This window comes from Marinobacter sp. F4218, assembly GCF_019443085.1.
Classification (GTDB): domain Bacteria; phylum Pseudomonadota; class Gammaproteobacteria; order Pseudomonadales; family Oleiphilaceae; genus Marinobacter; species Marinobacter albus.
This window is the reverse complement of record NZ_JAHZIL010000003.1, coordinates 282,715-302,162: the sequence shown is the minus strand read 5'-3', so window position 1 is coordinate 302,162 and position 19,448 is coordinate 282,715. Positions and strand designations below refer to the sequence as shown.

The window sequence follows — 19,448 nt, the reverse complement described above, 5'->3', positions numbered from 1 at the left end:
CCGATTCGTTACCCTTGGCCTTTTCTTAGATAATGCAGAAGCCGGTGTATGCGCCGGCTTCTGCATTATCTGAAATCAAAAACCCTTTGGCGGGCGAAAGCCTGCCAGGCCGGCCTCTTCAAGTAACTGTCCGAAACGTATAGTGGTCAGATCCTTGCCCGGGGCGCCAATCACCTGAATATTGAACGGTAAACCTGCCTTCGTCCGGCCGATCGGCACGGAAGTGGCGGGCAGGCCCAGCACTGTCGCCAGGGCAATCCAGCAGAACTGGTCCATGTAGGCTCGGGGCTGGCCGGCGACCATGATACGGCGCTTGAATACCGGCTGACTGTGATCGTGTTTTATTGCGGCGGTAGGGGTGACCGGTGTGAGCAGAACGTCAAACTCCTCGAACAGTGTTTCAATCTCGCTCCGCATTTTCTCACGCCGCTCGTTCCAGCTCGCCCACTGATGGGCCGCCTGATTCACACCGCGCGCATATTCGCCGATAAACGGCGTCACCGGGCCGAAAAACTTCAGCCATGTATCGAGGCGGGCAATCCACTTCATTTGCCGGCGTTGATGAGGTTTGATAGAGCTGCCTATCAAACTGCCCAGAAGATTGAAGTAAACCGGCAGAATATGCTCGAGGTTAAGCAGACCATGCTTTGGTTCAGCAACCAGCGCACCCTGCGCTTCCAGCTCGCTGGCCAGGTGTCGATACCCCCGGGAGAGCTCTTCCTCGATCGGGCAGAGCGGATCGTCCAGCCAGAGTCCTACCCGGGCTTGTTCAAGGTTCTCCAGGCTGGATGGTTCCATGCTCAGAGACCAGCTCCGGGCTTCCGCCGGACTTGGGCCGGCAATCACCTTGAGCAGCAGCTCCAAGTCTCTGCTGGAGCGGGCCATGGGGCCACCCTCCGCCAGATCGGGTTGGGACTGGGTGCCCGGCGGCCCGGGGATATGTCCTCTCATAGAGACCAGCGCACGGGTCGGTTTGTGGCCGAACACACCGCAGAAGTGCCCCGGCGTGCGAATGGAACCGGCCAGGTCGCTGCCCACTTCCAGCGGTGTCATGCCACTGGCCAGGGCTGCCGCAGCGCCACCGGAGGAACCACCGGGGGTATGGTCGCGATTGTAGGGATTGTTGGTTACGCCAAAAAGCTTGTTGTAGCTCTGCAGGTCGGTGGCATAGATCGGGACATTGGTCTTACCAATAATGATGGCGCCAGCGTCTTCCAGGCGCCGGGCGACGTCGGCATGATAATCCGGCAGGTGTTTGTGCAGTGCCGGCGCACCAGCCGTGGTGGTCATGCCGGCCACCTCCCAGGTATCTTTGAGCGTCAGGGGCAGACCGTGCAGAGAGCCAGTGGCCTCGCCGGCCGCCAAGCTTCGATCAGCAGCCCGAGCCTGCTCAAGGGCTCTGCTTTCGTCCAGCGTCACCGCGGCATTGATGTTGCTGTTGTATTGTCGGATTCTCTCCAGAAAACATCGGACAAGACTTTCGCTGGTGATCCTGCCTGCCTTCAATTCCGCTAGTAATGCGTATGCCGGCTGGTAATGCATTGAATCCATAAAGTATCGCCTTGGTGTTTTTGAGCAACGGCCTGAAGCGTTTGATGTCAGGGCAGGTTTTCTCGCCAGTACTTAACGCGGACCTGTTGCTTGACGGCGTCAATGATCTCGATGATGAGGTTAATCAGCGCCTCGTTCTCGGTTTCATCCGCCTTCATCTGTTCCGGGCTTGGCAGAAACACGTTCACGATGTCTTCAATGAAGGCGTGATTGGAGGCTGAGGCCAGATCCTCGAGTATTTGATGGATAACGTTGGCAACGATATCGCCGACCGCCTCTTCCAGGGTTTCCTGAATGGTGGGGCCGACAACCGGCAGGTACTTCAATCGGGACAGCTCAAGGTTCTGTTTGAGGGCGTTATCAACCCGGTCCTCAAGATAACTGCGCAAGGCTCCCCGGTTGGGTACGTAACCCTCCTGGGCGGCTTCGGCGATGCGGTCTGAAATCCAGTCGGACAGCATGGCCCGGCGCGGGTAGAGAATGTCCTGCTGGATTCTGTCGAACAGCGGGGAGCCGCGACGAACTTCCTGTTGGACGCCGCTCAGCACTTTCAGCACGATGCGGTCCGACAGCTCCTCCATGAAGGCCTCATAGTAGAAATTAACAAACCGATACAGCTTGGTGCTGGTAACGTCAATGATCTGGTACTGGTGCAGGCGATAGATGATCGAGATGATCCGCAGCACCCGCAGGAAGCGGAGGCTGCCCACGGGGATACAGCCAACGAGGTCGTACCAGTGGATGAATGGATAAAAGTACCAGCGGTCATAGATCTTGGCCTTGACCGCGTATCCCCAGCGCAGGAAAAACTCGCCGAGAAAGATCGAGACGAAAATCATGTCGTAAAAGATAAAGTGGGTGTGAAGGGGGTGGTACAGGCTCTGCAGGCCCGGGGTGTATTCCCGCATGAGATCCTGGACGGCCTCGAAGTTGTAAATGGAGTCCCAGATGATGAAGGCCAGGTTAATGATCAGCAGGCCAAGCATCAGGAAGTCGATGATGAACCAGATGAGCTGATGGCTGGACTTTAGCTTCTCTCGATTGATGTGGAGCATTCAGGACTTCCGGTTATCTGTCAGGACGTTATAAGCTCCTGACAGATTAGCTTATTTTGTTACTGACGACGACACGCCATGGTTTACTTGACCGCCTGCAGTTAAACTCCCACGCTGGAATGGACGGTTCGCTCATGACTCTCAACCCTGAAATAGCCGGATGCTATCTAGAAACCACGCTGTAACAACAGGCCGGCTCCGGCTCCTTGCATCATTGATCCTTTGGGCGCCGCTGGCGGTTTTTGCCCAACAGGTCGAGGTGAAGGTCGAGGGGGATTATCCGAAGCTCAAGGAGAACGCTGAGGCCTTTATCGGCGAAGTGGAGGGGCGCAGCGCCAGCAACCTGCGTCGTTACGCCTCAACGGCCGTCAGTCAGGCGGGCCAGGCTTTGCGTGCCCTGGGTTACTACAGCCCGCGGATAGACTGGCGGGTCGATCAGGGTGATGCCGAGGAGATCGCCCGTCTCATTCTGGAAATTGTACCCGGAGAGCCGGTCAAGGTTGTGTCGCGGACCGTGGAAATCCGGGGACCTGCCGCTTCCGATGCCGAATTCACGGCTGAGCTGCCCAAACGGCCGGCTGAGGGCGATGTCCTGAATCACGGAGAATATTCGAGCCTTCGGGACACGATTCAGACCCGGGCCCGCCAGCGCGGCTATTTTGACGGAACCTTTGCCGAGAAAAGCCTCAGGGTGAACCCCGAGACCAGGATCGCCGAGATCACCCTGATCTTCGAGAGTGGGGAACGCTATCGCCTTGGCGAAGTCTCTTTTGAAGAGGGTCACTGGTTTGAAACCGGTCTGCTTGAGGACTTTGTCACCTTTGAGCCCGGTACTCCCTATCATGCTGATGAAATCGCCAAGTTGAACCGGGATCTGGCCAGCAGTGGTTATTTCTCCGGGATCGACATAGATGCTGTGCCGTCCCGGGCAGTTGATGGTGTTATCCCCGTCAGTGTTGCCCTGACCCGGCGGGACTCTCGTTCGGTTTCGGCCGGCGTGGGCTTTTCCACCGATGTCGGTCCCCGGTTGCGAGGCAACTGGCGTGAACACTGGATCAATCCCATGGGGCACCGTCGTGGGGCAGAGACCGAGCTGTCCGGTCCTCGCCAGAATGTCAGTGCCTGGTACGAACTGCCGCTCGATCCCCCGATGACGGATCTGATTCGTCTGACCGCAGGCTACCAGCGCGAAGACATCGAGAATGTCGAGTCTGAGTTGCTGACGTTCGGCCAGCAGTGGCAGCACGAGCTGGATAGCGGCTGGCTTCAGGTACTTTCCCTGCGTTGGGAGGGGGAGCGCTACAATATCGGTGATGACGAAACCGGCACCAGTAGCCTGCTCCTGCCGGGGGCAGGCTATTCCAAGCTCTATGCGGATTCGGCCCTGGATCCGTCGAAGGGGTACCGGTTGCAGTTCGACGTCACCGGAGCGCACCGGGCGGTGTTGTCGACGGTGGATATCGTGCACGTTAATGCGCTCGCCAAAGGATTGTATACCCTGTTTGATAATCACCGTTTTCTGGGTCGGGTACAGATGGGTGCTGTCGCCACCAACAGCTTTGAAGATGTGCCGCCGTCTCTCCGTTTCTTCGCCGGTGGTGATCAGAGCGTCCGGGGCTACGGCTATGAAACCCTGTCTCCGGAAAACGACAACGGGGTCCCGGTTGGCGGACGGTTCCTGCTGGTGGGCAGTGGCGAGTATCAGTACCAGTTCGCCGACCGCTGGAGAGTGGCGATGTTCGTGGATCATGGTAATGCGATCAATGATCCGTTTGACCCACTCGCTACCGGCGCGGGCATCGGTCTTCGCTGGATCAGCCCGGTCGGGCCCTTGCGCCTGGATGTTGCCAAGGGCCTCGACCGTGAGTTTGGGGGCGGGTGGCGCATTCACTTTTCCATGGGGCCTGAATTGTGACCAATCAGACCGACCACGACCAGGAGCAGCAGGGGGCACAGGTTTCCAGGCGCCGACCCGCCTGGTTCTGGTTGTTGCTCGTGCTTGGCATCCTGATTCTGTTGCCGCTGGTTCTTGTCGTCGTGATCCTGCTGGCCCTGAGATCGGAGACGGGCACAGCCTGGGTTGTTGACCAGATTCCGGGCCTGGACGTGAGCGAAGGCCGGGGATCGCTGATGGGCAAATGGCAGGCTGCGACAGTCGACTGGCAGGGCTACGGTGTCGATGTATCGGTCGAGGCGGCGGTGATCGATTGGTCGCCATCGTGTTTGCTCAGTAAGCAGGTCTGTCTCGATGTCCTGAAAGCCAGGAAAATTGAGGTGAGTGTTCAGCCGGCTTCCAGTGAGGATGGAGGTGCGCGGGCAATCGATTTGCCGGATGTGGACTTGCCAGTAGGACTCCGTATCGGCGAGGTTGACCTCGGGGCGTTCAGCTTCAATGAGACCCGGATCTGGGATCGGGTCGAACTGTCAGCCGGTGGTTCGGGGGCGGATTGGCAAATTGAGCGGGCTACGTACCAACTGGACGACTATTCGGTGGCCATATCCGGCCGGGTGGAGACCCGACGGGACTGGCCGGTGGTTCTGAATGTCGAAGCCTCATTGCCCCCCCCGTCCGGCGAGCGCTGGTCCTTTGACGTGAATTTGTCCGGCAGTGTCCGGGATCTCCGGCTGTCGGGACACAGCCGGGGATATCTCGAGGCACGCCTGAATGGTCAGGTGTCGCCACTGGACCGGGCCTTGCCGGCAAGACTCCGGGTCACCTCGGAGCAATTCCTGGCGCTTGAAACCCTGCCGGAGACGCTGGAACTTCAGAACTGGTTTGTCGAGGCCGATGGAAGTCTCGAGTCGGGGTTCCGGACCCGTGCCCAGGCGACTTTGCCAGGTACCGAAGGGCCTATTGATCTGGCCCTGGATGGCCTGGTGGATACGGGGGCGGCAAATGACCTGGAACTGATCCTGTCTTCATCGGGCTCCGGTACGCCGGGAAAGGCCCGGGTTGCCGGCGAGGTTTCCTGGCAGGGAGGGCTGGAAGCGAACGCGCAGCTGTCCCTCGATCGCTTCCCCTGGTACTCGCTGCTCCCTGATATGGCCGAGCCTGGGGTTCAACTGAATCGACTCGACGGTTCGGTAACCTGGTCGGATAACCGTTATCACGCGAACCTGAAGGCGGATGTTGAGGGGCCCCAGGGAGAGGCGACGCTGTCCTCGGTGGTGGACGGCGATGCCAGCGAGACCAGACTGACAGACCTGAAGGTGGTGACCGGCGCTGGGTCCCTGTCCGGCAACGGGGCGGTGAATTTTTCCGGGCCCCTGTCCTGGCAAGCCGCCCTGCAACTCGACGGATTCAATCCGGGCTATTGGGTGCCGTCGCTTGAAGCCAGTCTCAGTGGCGCCATTGAAACCTCCGGCACACTGCGTGACGATCAGATTCCCGCCCTTCAGGCTCGTTGGGATCTGGGCGGGCAGTGGCAGTCCCAACCTGCGAAGGCACGAGGGTCCCTCGACACGTCAACCGGCAACTGGGAAGTATCCGGACTCGAGATGACGGTCGGGGAGAACCGCCTCGAAGGATCAGGAACCTGGGGTGAGGAGCTCGCGGGAGAGCTTCGCCTGCAGTTGCCAGCGCCAGGCCAATTGTTGGCGGATCTGACAGGGCAGGTGGACGCCGAATTGACGTTAGGCGGAACCCCGGAAAGACCCTCGGGAGAGCTCACTCTCGGTGCCAGGGAGCTGGGCTGGCAGGATAGTCTGGCGGTTGCCAGCCTCGATGTGGACGCGGTTATGGAGCCGGGGTTCAACCTGAAGAGTCGTATCGGGGCAAAAGACGTTGATGTGGCGGGCCAGCAGTTGGAGGCTCTGACTCTCAACGCGTCCGGGACCAGGGAGGACCACCGGCTCGAGGTTTCGGCCCGGCATGCCGAAGCCGACGTGCGTCTGTTGTTTGCCGGAGCTTTTGCCCCGTCGTCCTGGAGCGAATGGACGGGCTCTCTCGCACAAGGGCTAATTGAAGTGCCGGAGCAGAATCAGAGCTGGGAACTGGAGTCGCCAGCTTCACTGGCCTATCGGGCGGATGGTGAACTCACGTTTGGTGCCCACTGCTGGCGCTGGCGGCAGAGTACCGTCTGTGCCGAGGACCAGACTTTGCTGCCGACCCCAAGCCTTGCGTACCGAATTGACAGCTTCCCGACAACGGCGCTGGACCCGTTGATGCCGGAGACGCTTCGCTGGCGAGGGAACCTCAATGGCGAGATTGATGTAACCATGACGGACAACGGACCAAGCGGGCAGATACGGGTCGATGCCGGTAGCGGAAGCTTTCAGGTCCTGGTGGATGAGGACTGGGAGTCGCTCGCTTACGACCGTTTCGTCACACAGTTGAACCTGAAACCGGAGGTCGCCGAGCTCGATCTGCAGCTTGCAGGCCCGGATTTGGGTGAGTTTTCCGTCGATGTAGCCGTTGATCCGCGTTCGCCCGAACGCCAGTTGGAAGGGCAGTTCCGGCTGGATAATCTCGATATTGCCCTGGCCGGCATTTTTGCAGGCCTTCAGGAGGTTTCAGGTGAGATCAATGGGCAGGGAACGCTGTCCGGACCGCTCATGAAACCCGCCGTTAACGGCGAGCTGGCGCTGACGAACGGACGAGTGGTTGACCCGAAACTGCCAATTCCGCTGGAAGAAATTGTTGTCAGTCTGGGGCTCAACGGCTACTCCGCAAAGATTAGCGGCAGGATCAATAGCAATGCCCGTAGCCAAACCACTCTGAGTGGCAGGTTGAACTGGGAGAACGCCCCGGCGGGCCAGTTGAAAATCAGGGGTGAGCGCGTCCCGTTCAGTCTTGAGCCCTACGCCCGGGTGGAGCTGGCGCCGGACCTTGCCATTGCGTTCCGGGAGGGCGAACTGAGTGTTACCGGACAGCTTGCGGTGCCGCGGGGCGAAATCGAAATCAAGGGCCTCCCGGCGCAGGCGGTTTCTGTGTCCGAAGATGAGGTGATTGTCGGGGTTGAGCAGGAAAAACCCGCGATCCGCACCCTGAATATGGATGTAACCGTTATCGTTGGCGAGGATCAGGTGACCTTTGCAGCCTTCGGTGTTACCGGGGATCTGGAAGGTACACTTCGCATCGGTAATGACCTGGATACTCGCGGCACTCTGCAACTGGTGAATGGCCGATACGAAAAGTTTGGTCAAGAGCTGGAGTTGCGAACAGCAAGGATCTTATTCGTGGGCAACCTGACGCAGCCCTATCTGGATATCGAGGCCATTCGGACCGTGGATACTGTAGTGGCCGGTATTCGTTTGAGTGGGCCTGTGCAATCGCCGTCCACGGAAGTGTTTTCCAACCCTGACATGCCGCAGACCGATGCTCTGTCCTATTTGATTCTCGGAAGACCGCCCCAGGGCCGTGGTGATGAGGGGCAAATGAGCGGGGCTGCATTATCGCTGGGATTGACCCAGGCCAACAAGTTTACTGGAAAGCTGGGTGAGGAGTTCGGCATTCAGCAGTTCATGCTGGAGTCGGAGGGCAGCGGAGAGCAGACGTCCGTCGTGGCCAGTGGTTACCTGACGGACGAACTCAGTGTGCGTTACGGCGTTGGTATCTTCGAGCCCATCACGACGGTGGCGCTGCGTTATGATCTGGGGCGGTATTTCTATCTGGAAGCGGCCAGTGGACTGGCCGCGTCGCTGGACATCTTCTACACCCGGGATTTCTGACTTCAATCCAGTTCAAAGGTCGCATTAACGGTCGCGTGAACCTCCCGCACCCCAACGCTGGACACCGTATCCGCAGATCCCTTTGCCTCCGCCATCATCATCGGAACTGGCCGGAAGTCGCCATTGATGCTGATGGTCACGACATCACCACAGGATTGCTGGAGTTGCTGGGCCACAAACTCGCAGCGAGACTGGGCATTCGCAATAGCCTTGGACAGCGCCTCCTGCTCCAGTCCTGCTTCATCAGAGTGAAAGAACTGACTTGGGCCGAGGTTGTAGTTCAGTCCGATGGACTGGGCCTGTTCAAGCAGCGGATTCAGCAGGGAAAGGTCATCAATGTGAAACGTCACCGTTTGTGAAGCCACCGCCCGTTTCTGCGGCTCTTCCCCGCGTTCGCTTCCGGGCAGGGTTCGGTTGTAAAGGTTCACGGTAGCATCCGTGTAGTCCTGGAGCCGGTCCTGATACTGGCTGATTGCTTCGCGCCACTCGCTCATCATCGCCGCTACCTGCTCCGTTGCCTGCTGCGGCATTTCATGCTCGGCACTGGCGGTGAACTGCAGCCTGGCGCTGTCTGGCTGATAGCGTACACTCCCTTCGCCACTCAGGGTTACTTCGCCAGCGATCGACAACGTCGGAACCAGCAGCAGTGATAAGCCAAGGCCCGATACGCGCTTCCATCTGTTCATGGGTCATTCCTCCATTGAATCCGAGTTGGGGTAGGGCCTTCCGGAATCCGGCTCCAGGCGGCCCAGTTTGAAGTCCAGCGCTGCCTGGACGAGTTGCCCAAAAATACGTCGATGTCCTCCATGGTATAGCAGATATTCCGGATGCCACTGCACACCCATCAACCATTGGTCGTGGGTATTCTCGATCGCCTGAACAAACAGGTCATTATCGACGGCAACCACCTTGAGGTTCCGTCCCAGCCGTTTGATTGCCTGGCTATGGATCCGATTGGCACCAATCATGGACGACTGCATGATCTGTCCAAGCCGGCTCGTCTTCACCACTCTGACCGTTTGCATGGGTAACAACAGCGGGCGATGGCGGGTATGGACGCGAAATGGCGTCACATTCTGGCACAGGGATCCGCCATGGAACACATTGATGAACTGGGCCCCGCGGCAGATTCCGAGCACAGGAATTCCAATCCGTTCCGCTTCCTCAAGGAGTCGCTGGTCAGTGGCATCCCGCTTGCGGTCATAGTTCGCCGTGACCTGCGGTTCCTGGTTATAGCGCTCCGGATGGACGTGGGTTCCCCCGGACAGCACAAGGCCGTCGAGCAACGAGACGTCGGTCTGGGACCCGGGGCGAATATAATGGGTTCGGGCGCCATGCATCCTGATGCCCAGGCTGATGAGGCGGTGTGCTGTACCCTTTCTTGCCGGGCCGCTGATGCCTATGGTCAGTCCCGGGAGCTCTTCTTCGGTTCCCTGTCGTTCAGACATAACCCCTGCTTTGTAGCCAATCGGAGGTTGTATCGAGCCAGCTGTGGGTCAAGTTGCGCAGGCTGATCTTGTTGCCTTCCCGGAAAAGAGCCCGGAGCTCTGCCAATTGGCTCGCGTTGGATGCAATCTGTTCCAGAATGATCCAGTCGTTCCAGACACTGGAAAAGTGCCACGAGGGATTATCAATGTCACAGTCTGGCAACCGGTAATGCAGGGTGGGGCGACTCTTGATCCTGGGATCGTCCACATACCGTCCCAGGAGCGCGGAGTCGAGGTGGGCAAACAGAGGAAGCAGATCCAGCGCCCGGTTACGGGTCGGATTGTACTCCAGATAATCCCGCATGAGCTGTTCCTGATCGGGAGCATAGTCGTCCCTCATCAGTATCTCAGTATACCGGCTGCTCCACGGCTCAATGTACGTCGTGAATTTCCGACTGATGTCCAGCTGATGCCGGGATTTCAGCCATTCGTACAGGGCAGCGAAAGCCTGGAGATAGCGAACCAGGCTATCCGGGGTCAAGTCCGGGAGTTCCGGATTCAACTGGAGGCCGAAGGCATAGTAGATGGCTTCCCGACTTCCCAGCGCACCTTCCTTACGCAGCATCTCAGTCAGCGCCTCTATCCGGGGGGCGTCGGAGAACGGTATGGGGGGGCTGATGATTTCAAGGGGGACAATGCGCTCGGCCGCCGCATCGATTACCTCCATAGCCTGGCCTCCCAGCTCCCGAATGGAGTCGGGCAGGCGATCATCGGCCAGATCGAGATCTTTGATCGGATCCGAGTCGAGTTCAATGGTAAAAGTGCCGAGATCGGTTTCCAGCTTGGTTACATAGCGGGACCGGAGGTCGGGCTCCGCCTCCAGAAAGCGTGCCATGAGGTTAACGAGTGTCTCGTAACCCAGTCCGGAAAGTTCAATTTCGATACCAACGCGGCGTTCTTTGCCCTCATCGGTCTTGAGAATGTCCGGCATTTTGCAGCCAGGCGATTGGCTCATAGCTCTCCCTAAGCACGCGAATTTCATGTCCGATTACCATACCACACTCATTGCGGCTGGCATGGTTATGCCGTTGGCAGAAAAAACACCGAGGGGTTTACACTGGATAAAACACTGTATATAGTCAGTTTACTGTATATAAAAACAGGGCTGGTCAAGAGAGATTTCAAGGCCGGTCCCCGGGATCCCCGTGATGGAGTAGCTCAATGAAGCTGACAGCAAGGCAATCTCAGGTACTGGATATAATCCGGCGTTATCTGGATGAAACAGGTTATCCGCCCACCCGTGCGGAAATTGCCGCTGAGTTGGGTTTCCGCTCCGCCAATGCGGCGGAAGAGCATTTGCGTGCGCTGGCCCGTAAAGGGGCCATAGAAATGGTGCCCGGTGCCAGTCGGGGTATTCGCCTTCCGGAGGCGGAGGAAGACCTCGGATTGCCCGTTATTGGCCAGGTCGCTGCAGGTAGTCCGATCCTTGCGCAGGAACATATCGAAGATCATGTCACCCTCCAGCCCAACTTTTTCTCGCCGTCAGCAGACTACCTTCTGCGGGTGCGCGGAATGAGTATGAAAGATATCGGCATCCTGGATGGAGATCTGTTGGCTGTTCACCGTACCCAGGATGTCCATAACGGTCAGGTGGTGGTGGCGCGGGTTGGCGAGGAAGAAGTAACCGTCAAGCGTTTCCGAAAGGAAGGGTCAAAGGTTTATCTGATCGCGGAGAATGAGGAATTCGAGCCAATTGAGGTGGACCTTACGGAACAGCAGCTGTTCATCGAAGGTTTGGGAGTTGGTGTGATCCGTCGGTCAGATCTTCACTGATCGGTTGAGTTGCCACAGACAGCATAAGAGCAGGTGAATCATGGAACAGTTAAGCTTCAATCAGAATCTGGCTTATCAGCAAGGTGCGATGTCCTACGCGGTACCGCCATCTGCGGCTCCAGAGAGGCGTTCTGTGATTCGTGCTCGTCGCAGGTCTGAATCTGGCGATGCGGCGGTTAGCGGCAACGTGACGGAAATCATCTTGCCGGAAGGGCAGGTAGAGAACTTTCAGTTGCTGTTACCAATGCTGACACAATTGAATCAGGAAAAGCGCTGGCTTGCCTGGATCGACCCGCCTCAGGCTCTGGTCAGTAAGTGGCAGAAGATGCATGGCATAGTGACTGGCGAGCTTTTGGTTCTTCGGTCGACTGGCGATTATTCCGCACAGGAGCTGGCCGAGCGGGCCCTGAATGCAGGTACCTGCCACGCGGTCGTGATGTGGACGCGGAAGTTGGGCCATTCGGCGTTTGAGGCCCTTCAGCGAGCCTCTGCCAATGGTAATAGCCATGGTGTCGTGTTGCGCCAGCGCTGAGCATCGGCCTCGTCACCCTTCCTCGTGACGCGGCTCAAGCCATCGGTAACCTTGCGGCCAGTGCTCACTGATCAGTGGAGGGTATAGGACGGCTGGGAGTCGGCGGCGTCCAGCTCGTCGTCTTCCCAATCGATGTCGTGCGCGACATTTCCAACCGCCTCAATGCCAGCCGCTATCATGGCTTTGGCTACGTTCATGTCCCGGTCTTCCATCATTTCCCGGGCTTCTTCAGAGAACGAAATTTTCACGAGTGGTGCGCTATCGTCGTCGATACGACGAAGTGCATAGTCGCCGTTGCTCAGTTGTACGATTTCAAAAAACGATGGTGACATTCGGTAAACCTTTCTATTAGTGAAGACCTGGAGCGGTTCGGCGCTCACTTACCACTCGCTGTGTTGCTCTTCCAGGTCATCGGCAAAATTTTTCATTGCGCCCAACGTTCGGCGCAGCGCTTGAGCTGAACGGTCAGGTCCAGTGTCGGCAGAAACCGCAATAATATTTTCCTCACTCACCGATTTCCGGTTGACCGGGGGCCGGCTCTGGGACATTTCCAACTGGTCCAGATGGTTCCACCAGCTGTCTGGCCTTTGCTCCAGATCCCGCAAGCGAGCAATGTCGCTAGGGCCCTCTCCGATCAGCGACGCGAGCTCATCCAGCGTTGAAGGCTCCCCATTCCGTTTCTGGTAGAAGCGGGCAATCATTGCCAGCAGCAGCCGCCGTGACCTGAGTAAAAGCTCAATGGCTCCCTGAATGGCTGCCTCGCGCCCCAAAGCCAGTTCTGCCTCATTGGCAGGCTGATCTCTTGGGGGCATTGAACCGTTGTCCAGCTGACTCAGAAGCGTTCGTGCAAGGAACAGTTTCTGTGAAACCAGTGAATGCCATTGCGAGGCCATGGGATACCTGCGATCACGGAGCGGTTGTTTCAACCCGGAAAGTTAATTGACCATCGTAACATTTTCGGCCACAAATTTCTTCCCCGGTTTGGTGTCCTTTCCGCTTCACAAGAAAATACAAACATTCACTTGAAACGCCCGTTTGAATTTGGCAAAAAGGCGCCCGGTTGTGCGTTCGGTGCAAAGCACAGCCGTCTGCTGGAGTGCCCGTGAACGGCAGCAATCCAGCCAAACTGCATTTTTTTGGAGGTGTAAGGGATGCGGACTCATGTTGTCGCAGGATTTGCAGCGGTTTTGTTCGGAATTTCCGGGCACGCCCTGTCCAAGGTAACTTCGACCGAAGCTGAGCGGCTCGACAAGGAGCTGACGCCGGTGGGGGCAGAACGGGGAGGCAACACCTCCGGAAGCATTCCCGAATGGATCGGCGGGCTGAAGACGCCTCCAAAATCCTGGCGCAAAGGTCAGATCGAGACGAACCCGTTCCCGGATGACGAGGCACTGTTCGTAATCACGAGCCAGAACTACCACCTATATCGGGACAAACTGTCTGATGGACATGTCCGGATGCTGGAGCAGCATGGGCCGGAGTTTTTTATGCCGGTTTACCAGACCCGGCGCACAGCGGCGTTCCCGGAGCACGTTTACGCCAAGTCCCGGGAAAACGCGACACGGGCTGAGCTCCTGGATAACGGGAACGGCGTCCGTAACACAATCATGACCAGCCCGTTTCCGATTCCCAAGAATGGGCTCGAGGTGATCTGGAATCACATTCTGCGTTATCGGGGCACCGAAGTGGCGTTCCGGAGCGCCTCGGCAACTCCCCAGACCAACGGCTCCTATAATCCGGTGGTTAACGATTACGAGTATTTCTTTGCCTACAGTAAGAAGGGCGCGGAACTGTCGGAGATCGACAACAAGATCTTTTACCTGAAGACCGATACCATCTCTCCGTCGGCGCTCGCAGGCACCATCACGCTGGTGCACGAGACGCTCGATCAGATCCGCTCCCCGCGGCTCGCGTGGCGATACGATGCGGGTTCCCGCCGGCTTCGTCGGTCGCCCAATCTTGCCTATGAGACGGACCTACCCAACTCGTCTTCCCTGCGTTCGGTTGATCAGAAGGATATGTATAACGGGGCGCCTAACCAGTATGACTGGACCCTCAAAGGTAAGCGGGAACTGTATGTGCCCTATAACGCGTACCTGCTGCATGACGAGGAGGTCAGACCTGACAATGTCATTCGGCCGAATCATATCAATCAGACGCTGACCCGCTACGAGTTGCACAGGGTCTGGGTGGTCGAAGCAAAGCGTCGCACGGGCATTGGTCACATCTACGATCGGCGGGTGTTTTATGTCGATGAGGACAGTTGGCAGATTCTGGCGTCCGAAGAGTACGACGAGGCCGGTAACCTGTGGCGGGTGTCCGAAGCCCATAACATCAGCTATTACAGTGAGCCGGTATTCTGGACTACCATGGAGATGACCTACGATCTCAAGGCCAATCGTTATTATATCGATGGGCTTAGCGACGGTTTCCCGGCATATGACTTCAAACCGGCATTCCGGGGTAGTGATTTCACTGCGTCGGCCGCGAGACGCGCCGCACGCCGCTGATCGAGTGTCGGGGGCGGTTCAGAGGCCGCCCCTGACCGGGCCGGGCGGACCTCACAGACACCTGACAGGAGCACGAAGCATGGCCGATCCCCAGTCACATCTGGACGACGTTGATCAATTGATGGTGGAAATGGGGCGTGCCATGATCAACCAGGACTGGGATGAACTTGCTCGGCTCAATGGTCAGGTCAGGCCAATGATTGAGCCCCTGATGGCTGCCCTGGAATCGGGTGCGCTGGACGCTGAGCCGGTTCGCACCCGGCTTCAAGAGCTTCAGCAGCTGGTTGATACGGCCAACCAGAGTGCGACGAGAGCCCGGCAGGAGGCGCAGGAAGCGCTCAAAGGTGTTAACGAAAATAGACAGGCCGCAAAAGCCTACCAAAGCGTTTCCTCAAATCGTTCCAAATAGCGTCATAAAATTGACTCTGACGTCCTTACAGTCTTAAATACGTCACAAATCCATCAAGAGATTTTGTGAATGTCCAAAAATAACAAGGTGCTGGTGCTGAGCGATGACGAATCAAGACGCCGGGACATGGTCACGATTCTTGAATTCATCGGCGAGGAGGAGGTCGTTGCCGGTGATGAAGCCCTCGCGCTCCTGAAGTCCGGCGATGTCGACCGCCTTGCCGAGGTTTCGGTCGTCGTCGTCAATGGTGAGGACCAGGGCGTGGCTGGTACTGTCACGACGGCTTGCTCGACCGTTCACGGTGTTCCGTTGCTGGTGGTGGGAGATCCTTCACTCAAGGGAGTCTCGGAAGAGCATGCGGCCCGTGTGATCGCGCGGATGGAATGGCCCCTGAACTACACCAAGTTTGTCGACTCCCTTTACCGGGCGCAGGTCTTTCGGGACCAGTACGGTCGATCCCGTGAGCGGGGACAGCAGCGTGGTCTCCAATTGTTCCGCAGTCTGGTAGGGACCTCCCGCAAGGTGCTCCATGTGCGTCAGCTGATGGAACAGGTTGCGGATAAGGACGTCAGTGTCCTGATCACTGGGGAGTCCGGGACGGGTAAGGAGGTCGTTGCCCGCAATCTGCATTACCACTCTGCCCGGCGTGACAAGCCCTTTGTTCCGGTCAATTGCGGGGCGATTCCGGGCGAGCTGCTTGAGAGTGAACTCTTCGGTCACGAGAAGGGGGCCTTTACGGGAGCAATCACCGCGCGCGTTGGCCGGTTTGAAATGGCCGAGGGTGGTACCCTGTTTCTGGACGAGATCGGCGATATGCCCCTTAGCATGCAGGTGAAGATCCTTCGCGTTCTGCAGGAGCGAACCTTTGAGCGTGTCGGCAGTAACCGCACGCAGTCCGCTGATGTCCGGATCATTGCTGCTACTCACAAGAACCTTGAGGACATGATCGAAACCGGCGATTTCCGGGAAGACCTCTACTACCGGCTGAACGTGTTCCCCATCGAAATGCCGGCCTTGCGGGATCGGGTGGAAGACATTCCCCTGCTGATCAACGAATTGATCTCCCGAATGGAGAAAGAGAAGCGGGGCTCCCTGAGAATGAATTCGGCGGCGATCATGAGCTTGTGTCGTCACAACTGGCCAGGCAATGTTCGGGAGCTGGCAAACCTGGTAGAGCGACTTGCGATCATGCACCCCTATGGTGTGATTGGGGTTCAGGAACTGCCGAAAAAGTTTCGTTACGTTGATGATTACGATGAGAATCGCCCGGTCGAAGACGGGGGTATGCCATCCGGCGTGCCTGGCCTGATTGGGCTGGACGCACCGGCGCTGTTGCCGGTTAACGGCATTGATCTCAAGGACTACCTCTCCAATCTTGAGAAGCAGCTGATTCAGCAGGCGCTCGATGAAGCCGGCGGCGTGGTTGCGCGGGCTGCCGAGAAGCTTCGGATACGGCGAACTACCCTGGTTGAGAAGGTCCGTAAGTATGGTCTCAGGGAGGAGGAGCCTGAAGAGTCCTGATTCCAACCCCGGATCATCCCGTAAATAACGGCGTCAAAGGTTTGTAACCTGCGACGCCGTTCTCATTTCTGGCCGACGTAAAACCGTCATTGGCTTTCTGTCTGATTTTCCTTCCCTCTGATATTTAAAGAAAAAATTGAGTTGGCACGGTGCTGGCTAAGAACCCTGTAAACGAATAATCCGAATGGGGCGGCCTGTTGGTTGGGCCGGTCAGGGGGGAAGTGATGAGTCAGGCACATTCTGTTGTTCCATCCGACGCACGAGAAGCCCAGGCTAATGCGGCGGCGGACGCTAATGACAAGGTTACGGCGCTGTTTCCACAACAGGACGACGAGGCTGTCGATTCCGCGTTGGAGTTGTTCAACCGGATGTCACGGCAGATTACTGACTCCTATCGGACCCTCGAATCCCGGGTCAACCAGTTGTCCGGCGAGCTGACCCAGGAAACCATGCAGCGGCAACAGGAGCTGGAAGCGAAGGAGGAACTGGCTGACCAACTGTCGACCCTGCTCAAGGCGCTTCCGGCAGGGGTTGTGGTCCTCGATAGCCAAGGCGTCGTCACCCAGACCAACCCGGCCGCCATCGCCTTGCTGGGGGAGCCTCTGGACGGCGAACGCTGGATTGATGTCATTCAGCGTTGCTTTGCGCCCCGCCGTGACGACGGTCATGAAGTCTCACTCAAGGATGGACGTCGGGTCAGCATTGAAATTCGGACCATGGAAAACCAGCCAGGACAGCTCATTCTGCTGACGGACCTGACGGAAACCCGTCAGTTGCAATCCCAGCTTGCCCACGCCCAGCGTCTTTCGGCCATGGGCAAGATGGTGGCTTCCCTGGCACACCAGATCCGTACGCCACTCTCGGCCGCAATTCTGTACGGCGGCCATTTGAGCCAGGACGACCTGGATGAGGAAATGCGCCAGCGGTGCGCATCCCGTTTGATGTCACGCCTGACCCACCTGGAGCAGCAGGTTCGCGACATGTTGATTTTCGCCCGGGGCGAAACCCGGCTCGCGGAAGAGCTGTCTGCGGCGACACTGGTCTCGGCTCTCGAATCGGCCCTCGAAGGCCTGAAGCTGGCACCCGGAACCGACGTCTCGGTCATCGACGACGTGCCAGCCGCGTGTCGGTTGATGTGCAATCGGGATGCGTTGGTAGGCGCCTGCACCAATCTTGTTAATAACAGCCTTGAGGCCGGCGCCACCGCGGTTGCGGTCCAGGTGATTGCGGAACGCAGCGATTTGGTGGTCCGTGTGGTCGATAACGGTCCGGGCTTCGAACGTTCCGAGGCCAATCGGCTGTTGGAAGCCTTCTACACCACGAAGTCCCACGGTACCGGCCTCGGTCTGGCGGTGGTCCAGGCCGTGGTGAAGGCTCATCAGGGGCAGTTTCGCCTTGAATCGCCGGAGCAGGGTGGCGCTGTCGCTACCCTCCGTTTACCGCAACTGAACAATAACCACTGATCGGAGGCAAGCATGGCCAAGGCCCAGATTCTGATTGTTGAAGATGACCATGACCTGCGCGAGGCATTGGTGACAACGCTGGAACTTGCCCGCTTCCGGGTTCGGGAAGCTTCCAATGCCCGCGAGGCATTGGCTCGCCTGGCTGAGGCGCCGGTCGATATGGTGGTCAGCGACGTCAATATGCCGGGCCTGTCCGGCCACGAGTTACTCTCCGAGGTTCAGCGTCTGTACCCGGGGCTGCCCATGATGCTGATTACGGCCTATGGCCAGATTGATCATGCGGTATCGGCCATGCAGGCAGGCGCCATCGATTATCTGGTCAAGCCGTTCGAGCCTCAGGTTCTGGTTGAGGCCGTCAGTAAAGTGGTTGGCGGTTCCCGTCAGAAATCCGCAGACGCCCCCGTGGCGGAGGATCCGATCAGCAAGCGCATGTTCCAGTTGGCCACCAAGGTGGCCGGTAGCGATTCTACGGTAATGATCTCCGGAGAGAGCGGAACCGGTAAGGAAGTGCTCGCCCGTTACATCCATCAGCAGTCCCCCCGGGCGGATCAGCCGTTCGTCGCCATCAATTGCGCGGCGATTCCGGAGAATATGTTGGAGGCAATCCTTTTCGGCCATGAAAAGGGCGCGTTTACCGGAGCGGTAGCGTCGTCCCCGGGCAAATTCGAGCAGGCTAATGGCGGAACCATCCTGTTGGATGAAATCTCTGAGATGGATCTGGGTCTGCAGTCGAAATTACTGCGGGTGCTGCAAGAGCGGGAGGTGGACCGTGTCGGTGGTCGAAAGACCATTGATCTGGATGTGCGCGTGGTGGCTACCACGAACCGTGACCTGGGAGATTACGTTCGCGAAGGCAAGTTCCGGGAAGACCTGTACTACCGGTTAACGGTATTCCCCATGCACTGGCAGCCTCTCCGAGAGAGACCACTGGATATCATGCCGTTGGCCTCGTCGCTTCTGAAAAAGCATTGCCGAAAGATGAAACTGGCCGGGATTACCTTTGCCGCCGATGCGAAAAACGCGTTGATGGGCCATCGCTGGCCGGGCAACGTGCGCGAACTCGACAATGCGATCCAGAGGGCGCTGGTCTTGCACCAGGGCAACGTCATTCACGCCGGCGACCTGTGCCTGGAACTTGGCATAACGGGCAGACCGGATACCTCGCCTGCGCAGATGCAGTCGCCGTCTTTTGCTGGGCCAGCCGCGAGCGCGTTTGAGCCGGGCTCCGGTGAATGGGCGGGTGATGAGCAGTCGCAGCCGGATTCGGATGAATCTTTTGCGGCCGGATCCCTGGGGGATGATCTGAGGCAACAGGAGTTCCGTATTATTATCCAGACGCTCAAGCAGGAGCGCGGGCGTCGAAATCGCGCAGCCGAGCAGCTTGGCATCAGTCCACGGACCCTCCGTTACAAACTGGCTCAGATGCGCGACGCCGGTATCGATCTCGATTCCGAATTGGCCATGGCCTGACCTCGGG

The 19,448-nt window shown here is 58.1% G+C and carries 16 protein-coding genes; 9 read left to right on the top strand and 7 right to left on the bottom strand.

Features of this window, described 5'->3' with window-relative positions:
- Positions 1-75 precede the first annotated feature (75 nt).
- Both K0B93_RS05300 and K0B93_RS05295 read right to left on the bottom strand, forming a co-directional pair.
- On the bottom strand, positions 76-1,551 hold the full coding sequence (locus K0B93_RS05300) for an amidase (RefSeq protein ID WP_219866221.1): 1,476 nt from the start codon (positions 1,549-1,551) through the stop codon (positions 76-78).
- Positions 1,552-1,598: 47 nt separating this feature from the next.
- Complete coding sequence (locus K0B93_RS05295) at positions 1,599-2,606, bottom strand: hypothetical protein (RefSeq protein WP_219866220.1); 1,008 nt, start codon at positions 2,604-2,606, stop codon at positions 1,599-1,601.
- Between the two features lie 160 nt (positions 2,607-2,766).
- Here K0B93_RS05295 and K0B93_RS05290 point away from each other — a divergent pair, with 160 nt between their 5' ends.
- Both K0B93_RS05290 and K0B93_RS05285 read left to right on the top strand, forming a co-directional pair.
- Positions 2,767-4,521, top strand: a complete 1,755-nt coding sequence (locus K0B93_RS05290; protein ID WP_219866219.1) for an autotransporter assembly complex protein TamA — start codon at positions 2,767-2,769, stop codon at positions 4,519-4,521.
- Positions 4,518-8,276 (top strand): translocation/assembly module TamB domain-containing protein, encoded by a 3,759-nt coding sequence (locus tag K0B93_RS05285; RefSeq protein ID WP_285367729.1) that lies wholly within the window; start codon positions 4,518-4,520, stop codon positions 8,274-8,276. Before K0B93_RS05290 ends, K0B93_RS05285 begins: the two co-directional genes overlap by 4 nt.
- 2 nt (positions 8,277-8,278) lie before the next feature.
- Here K0B93_RS05285 and K0B93_RS05280 read toward each other — a convergent pair whose 3' ends face one another.
- From K0B93_RS05280 to K0B93_RS05270, 3 genes are read right to left on the bottom strand one after another with little or no spacing between them, the layout of a single operon-like run.
- Entirely contained in the window at positions 8,279-8,962 is a 684-nt protein-coding gene (locus K0B93_RS05280) for an SIMPL domain-containing protein (protein WP_219866218.1), read from the bottom strand.
- 3 nt (positions 8,963-8,965) lie between these two features.
- Positions 8,966-9,724: a gamma-glutamyl-gamma-aminobutyrate hydrolase family protein gene (locus tag K0B93_RS05275; RefSeq protein WP_219866217.1), complete on the bottom strand. Its 759-nt coding sequence runs from the start codon at positions 9,722-9,724 to the stop codon at positions 8,966-8,968.
- Positions 9,717-10,718: an amidoligase family protein gene (locus K0B93_RS05270; RefSeq protein ID WP_219866216.1), complete on the bottom strand. Its 1,002-nt coding sequence runs from the start codon at positions 10,716-10,718 to the stop codon at positions 9,717-9,719. The genes K0B93_RS05275 and K0B93_RS05270 overlap by 8 nt, the downstream gene beginning before the upstream one ends.
- Before the next feature lie 206 nt (positions 10,719-10,924).
- Between K0B93_RS05270 and lexA the strand changes: the two genes are divergently transcribed.
- Complete coding sequence (gene lexA / locus K0B93_RS05265) at positions 10,925-11,536, top strand: transcriptional repressor LexA (protein ID WP_219866215.1); 612 nt, start codon at positions 10,925-10,927, stop codon at positions 11,534-11,536.
- Between the two features lie 40 nt (positions 11,537-11,576).
- Positions 11,577-12,068 carry a cell division inhibitor SulA gene (locus K0B93_RS05260; RefSeq protein ID WP_219866214.1) on the top strand — a complete coding sequence of 164 codons (492 nt, stop codon included), beginning with the start codon at positions 11,577-11,579 and terminating at the stop codon, positions 12,066-12,068.
- A 71-nt stretch (positions 12,069-12,139) separates the two neighbouring features.
- Here the strand turns inward: K0B93_RS05260 and K0B93_RS05255 are convergent, their stop codons facing one another.
- Complete coding sequence (locus K0B93_RS05255; protein WP_219866213.1) at positions 12,140-12,400, bottom strand: hypothetical protein; 261 nt, start codon at positions 12,398-12,400, stop codon at positions 12,140-12,142.
- Positions 12,401-12,448: 48 nt separating this feature from the next.
- On the bottom strand, positions 12,449-12,961 hold the full coding sequence (locus K0B93_RS05250; protein WP_219866212.1) for a DUF6586 family protein: 513 nt from the start codon (positions 12,959-12,961) through the stop codon (positions 12,449-12,451).
- Positions 12,962-13,219: 258 nt separating this feature from the next.
- On the opposite strand from K0B93_RS05250, the gene K0B93_RS05245 reads away from it, so the two are divergent.
- From K0B93_RS05245 to K0B93_RS05225, 5 genes are all read left to right on the top strand, one after another.
- A complete protein-coding gene (locus K0B93_RS05245; protein ID WP_219866211.1) occupies positions 13,220-14,578 on the top strand; it encodes a DUF1329 domain-containing protein in 1,359 nt (452 codons plus the stop codon).
- 79 nt (positions 14,579-14,657) lie between these two features.
- A complete protein-coding gene (locus K0B93_RS05240; RefSeq protein WP_219866210.1) occupies positions 14,658-14,987 on the top strand; it encodes an SOS cell division inhibitor in 330 nt (109 codons plus the stop codon).
- Between the two features lie 69 nt (positions 14,988-15,056).
- A complete protein-coding gene (locus tag K0B93_RS05235; protein ID WP_219866209.1) occupies positions 15,057-16,508 on the top strand; it encodes a sigma-54 dependent transcriptional regulator in 1,452 nt (483 codons plus the stop codon).
- A 224-nt stretch (positions 16,509-16,732) separates the two neighbouring features.
- On the top strand, positions 16,733-17,971 hold the full coding sequence (locus K0B93_RS05230) for a sensor histidine kinase (protein WP_219866208.1): 1,239 nt from the start codon (positions 16,733-16,735) through the stop codon (positions 17,969-17,971).
- A 12-nt stretch (positions 17,972-17,983) separates the two neighbouring features.
- The gene (locus K0B93_RS05225) at positions 17,984-19,441 is read left to right on the top strand and encodes a sigma-54-dependent transcriptional regulator (protein ID WP_219866207.1); all 1,458 of its coding nucleotides are present in this window, start codon (positions 17,984-17,986) and stop codon (positions 19,439-19,441) included.
- Positions 19,442-19,448: the final 7 nt, after the last annotated feature.

Coding starts and splice junctions, on each gene's coding strand:
- K0B93_RS05300 (WP_219866221.1), bottom strand. CDS start 1,551: ATGGATTCAATGCATTACCAGCCGGCATACGCATTACTAGCGGAATTG.
- K0B93_RS05295 (WP_219866220.1), bottom strand. CDS start 2,606: ATGCTCCACATCAATCGAGAGAAGCTAAAGTCCAGCCATCAGCTCATC.
- K0B93_RS05290 (WP_219866219.1), top strand. CDS start 2,767: ATGCTATCTAGAAACCACGCTGTAACAACAGGCCGGCTCCGGCTCCTT.
- K0B93_RS05280 (WP_219866218.1), bottom strand. CDS start 8,962: ATGAACAGATGGAAGCGCGTATCGGGCCTTGGCTTATCACTGCTGCTG.
- K0B93_RS05275 (WP_219866217.1), bottom strand. CDS start 9,724: ATGTCTGAACGACAGGGAACCGAAGAAGAGCTCCCGGGACTGACCATA.
- K0B93_RS05270 (WP_219866216.1), bottom strand. CDS start 10,718: ATGAGCCAATCGCCTGGCTGCAAAATGCCGGACATTCTCAAGACCGAT.
- lexA (WP_219866215.1), top strand. CDS start 10,925: ATGAAGCTGACAGCAAGGCAATCTCAGGTACTGGATATAATCCGGCGT.
- K0B93_RS05260 (WP_219866214.1), top strand. CDS start 11,577: ATGGAACAGTTAAGCTTCAATCAGAATCTGGCTTATCAGCAAGGTGCG.
- K0B93_RS05255 (WP_219866213.1), bottom strand. CDS start 12,400: ATGTCACCATCGTTTTTTGAAATCGTACAACTGAGCAACGGCGACTAT.
- K0B93_RS05250 (WP_219866212.1), bottom strand. CDS start 12,961: ATGGCCTCGCAATGGCATTCACTGGTTTCACAGAAACTGTTCCTTGCA.
- K0B93_RS05245 (WP_219866211.1), top strand. CDS start 13,220: ATGCGGACTCATGTTGTCGCAGGATTTGCAGCGGTTTTGTTCGGAATT.
- K0B93_RS05240 (WP_219866210.1), top strand. CDS start 14,658: ATGGCCGATCCCCAGTCACATCTGGACGACGTTGATCAATTGATGGTG.
- K0B93_RS05235 (WP_219866209.1), top strand. CDS start 15,057: ATGTCCAAAAATAACAAGGTGCTGGTGCTGAGCGATGACGAATCAAGA.
- K0B93_RS05230 (WP_219866208.1), top strand. CDS start 16,733: ATGAGTCAGGCACATTCTGTTGTTCCATCCGACGCACGAGAAGCCCAG.
- K0B93_RS05225 (WP_219866207.1), top strand. CDS start 17,984: ATGGCCAAGGCCCAGATTCTGATTGTTGAAGATGACCATGACCTGCGC.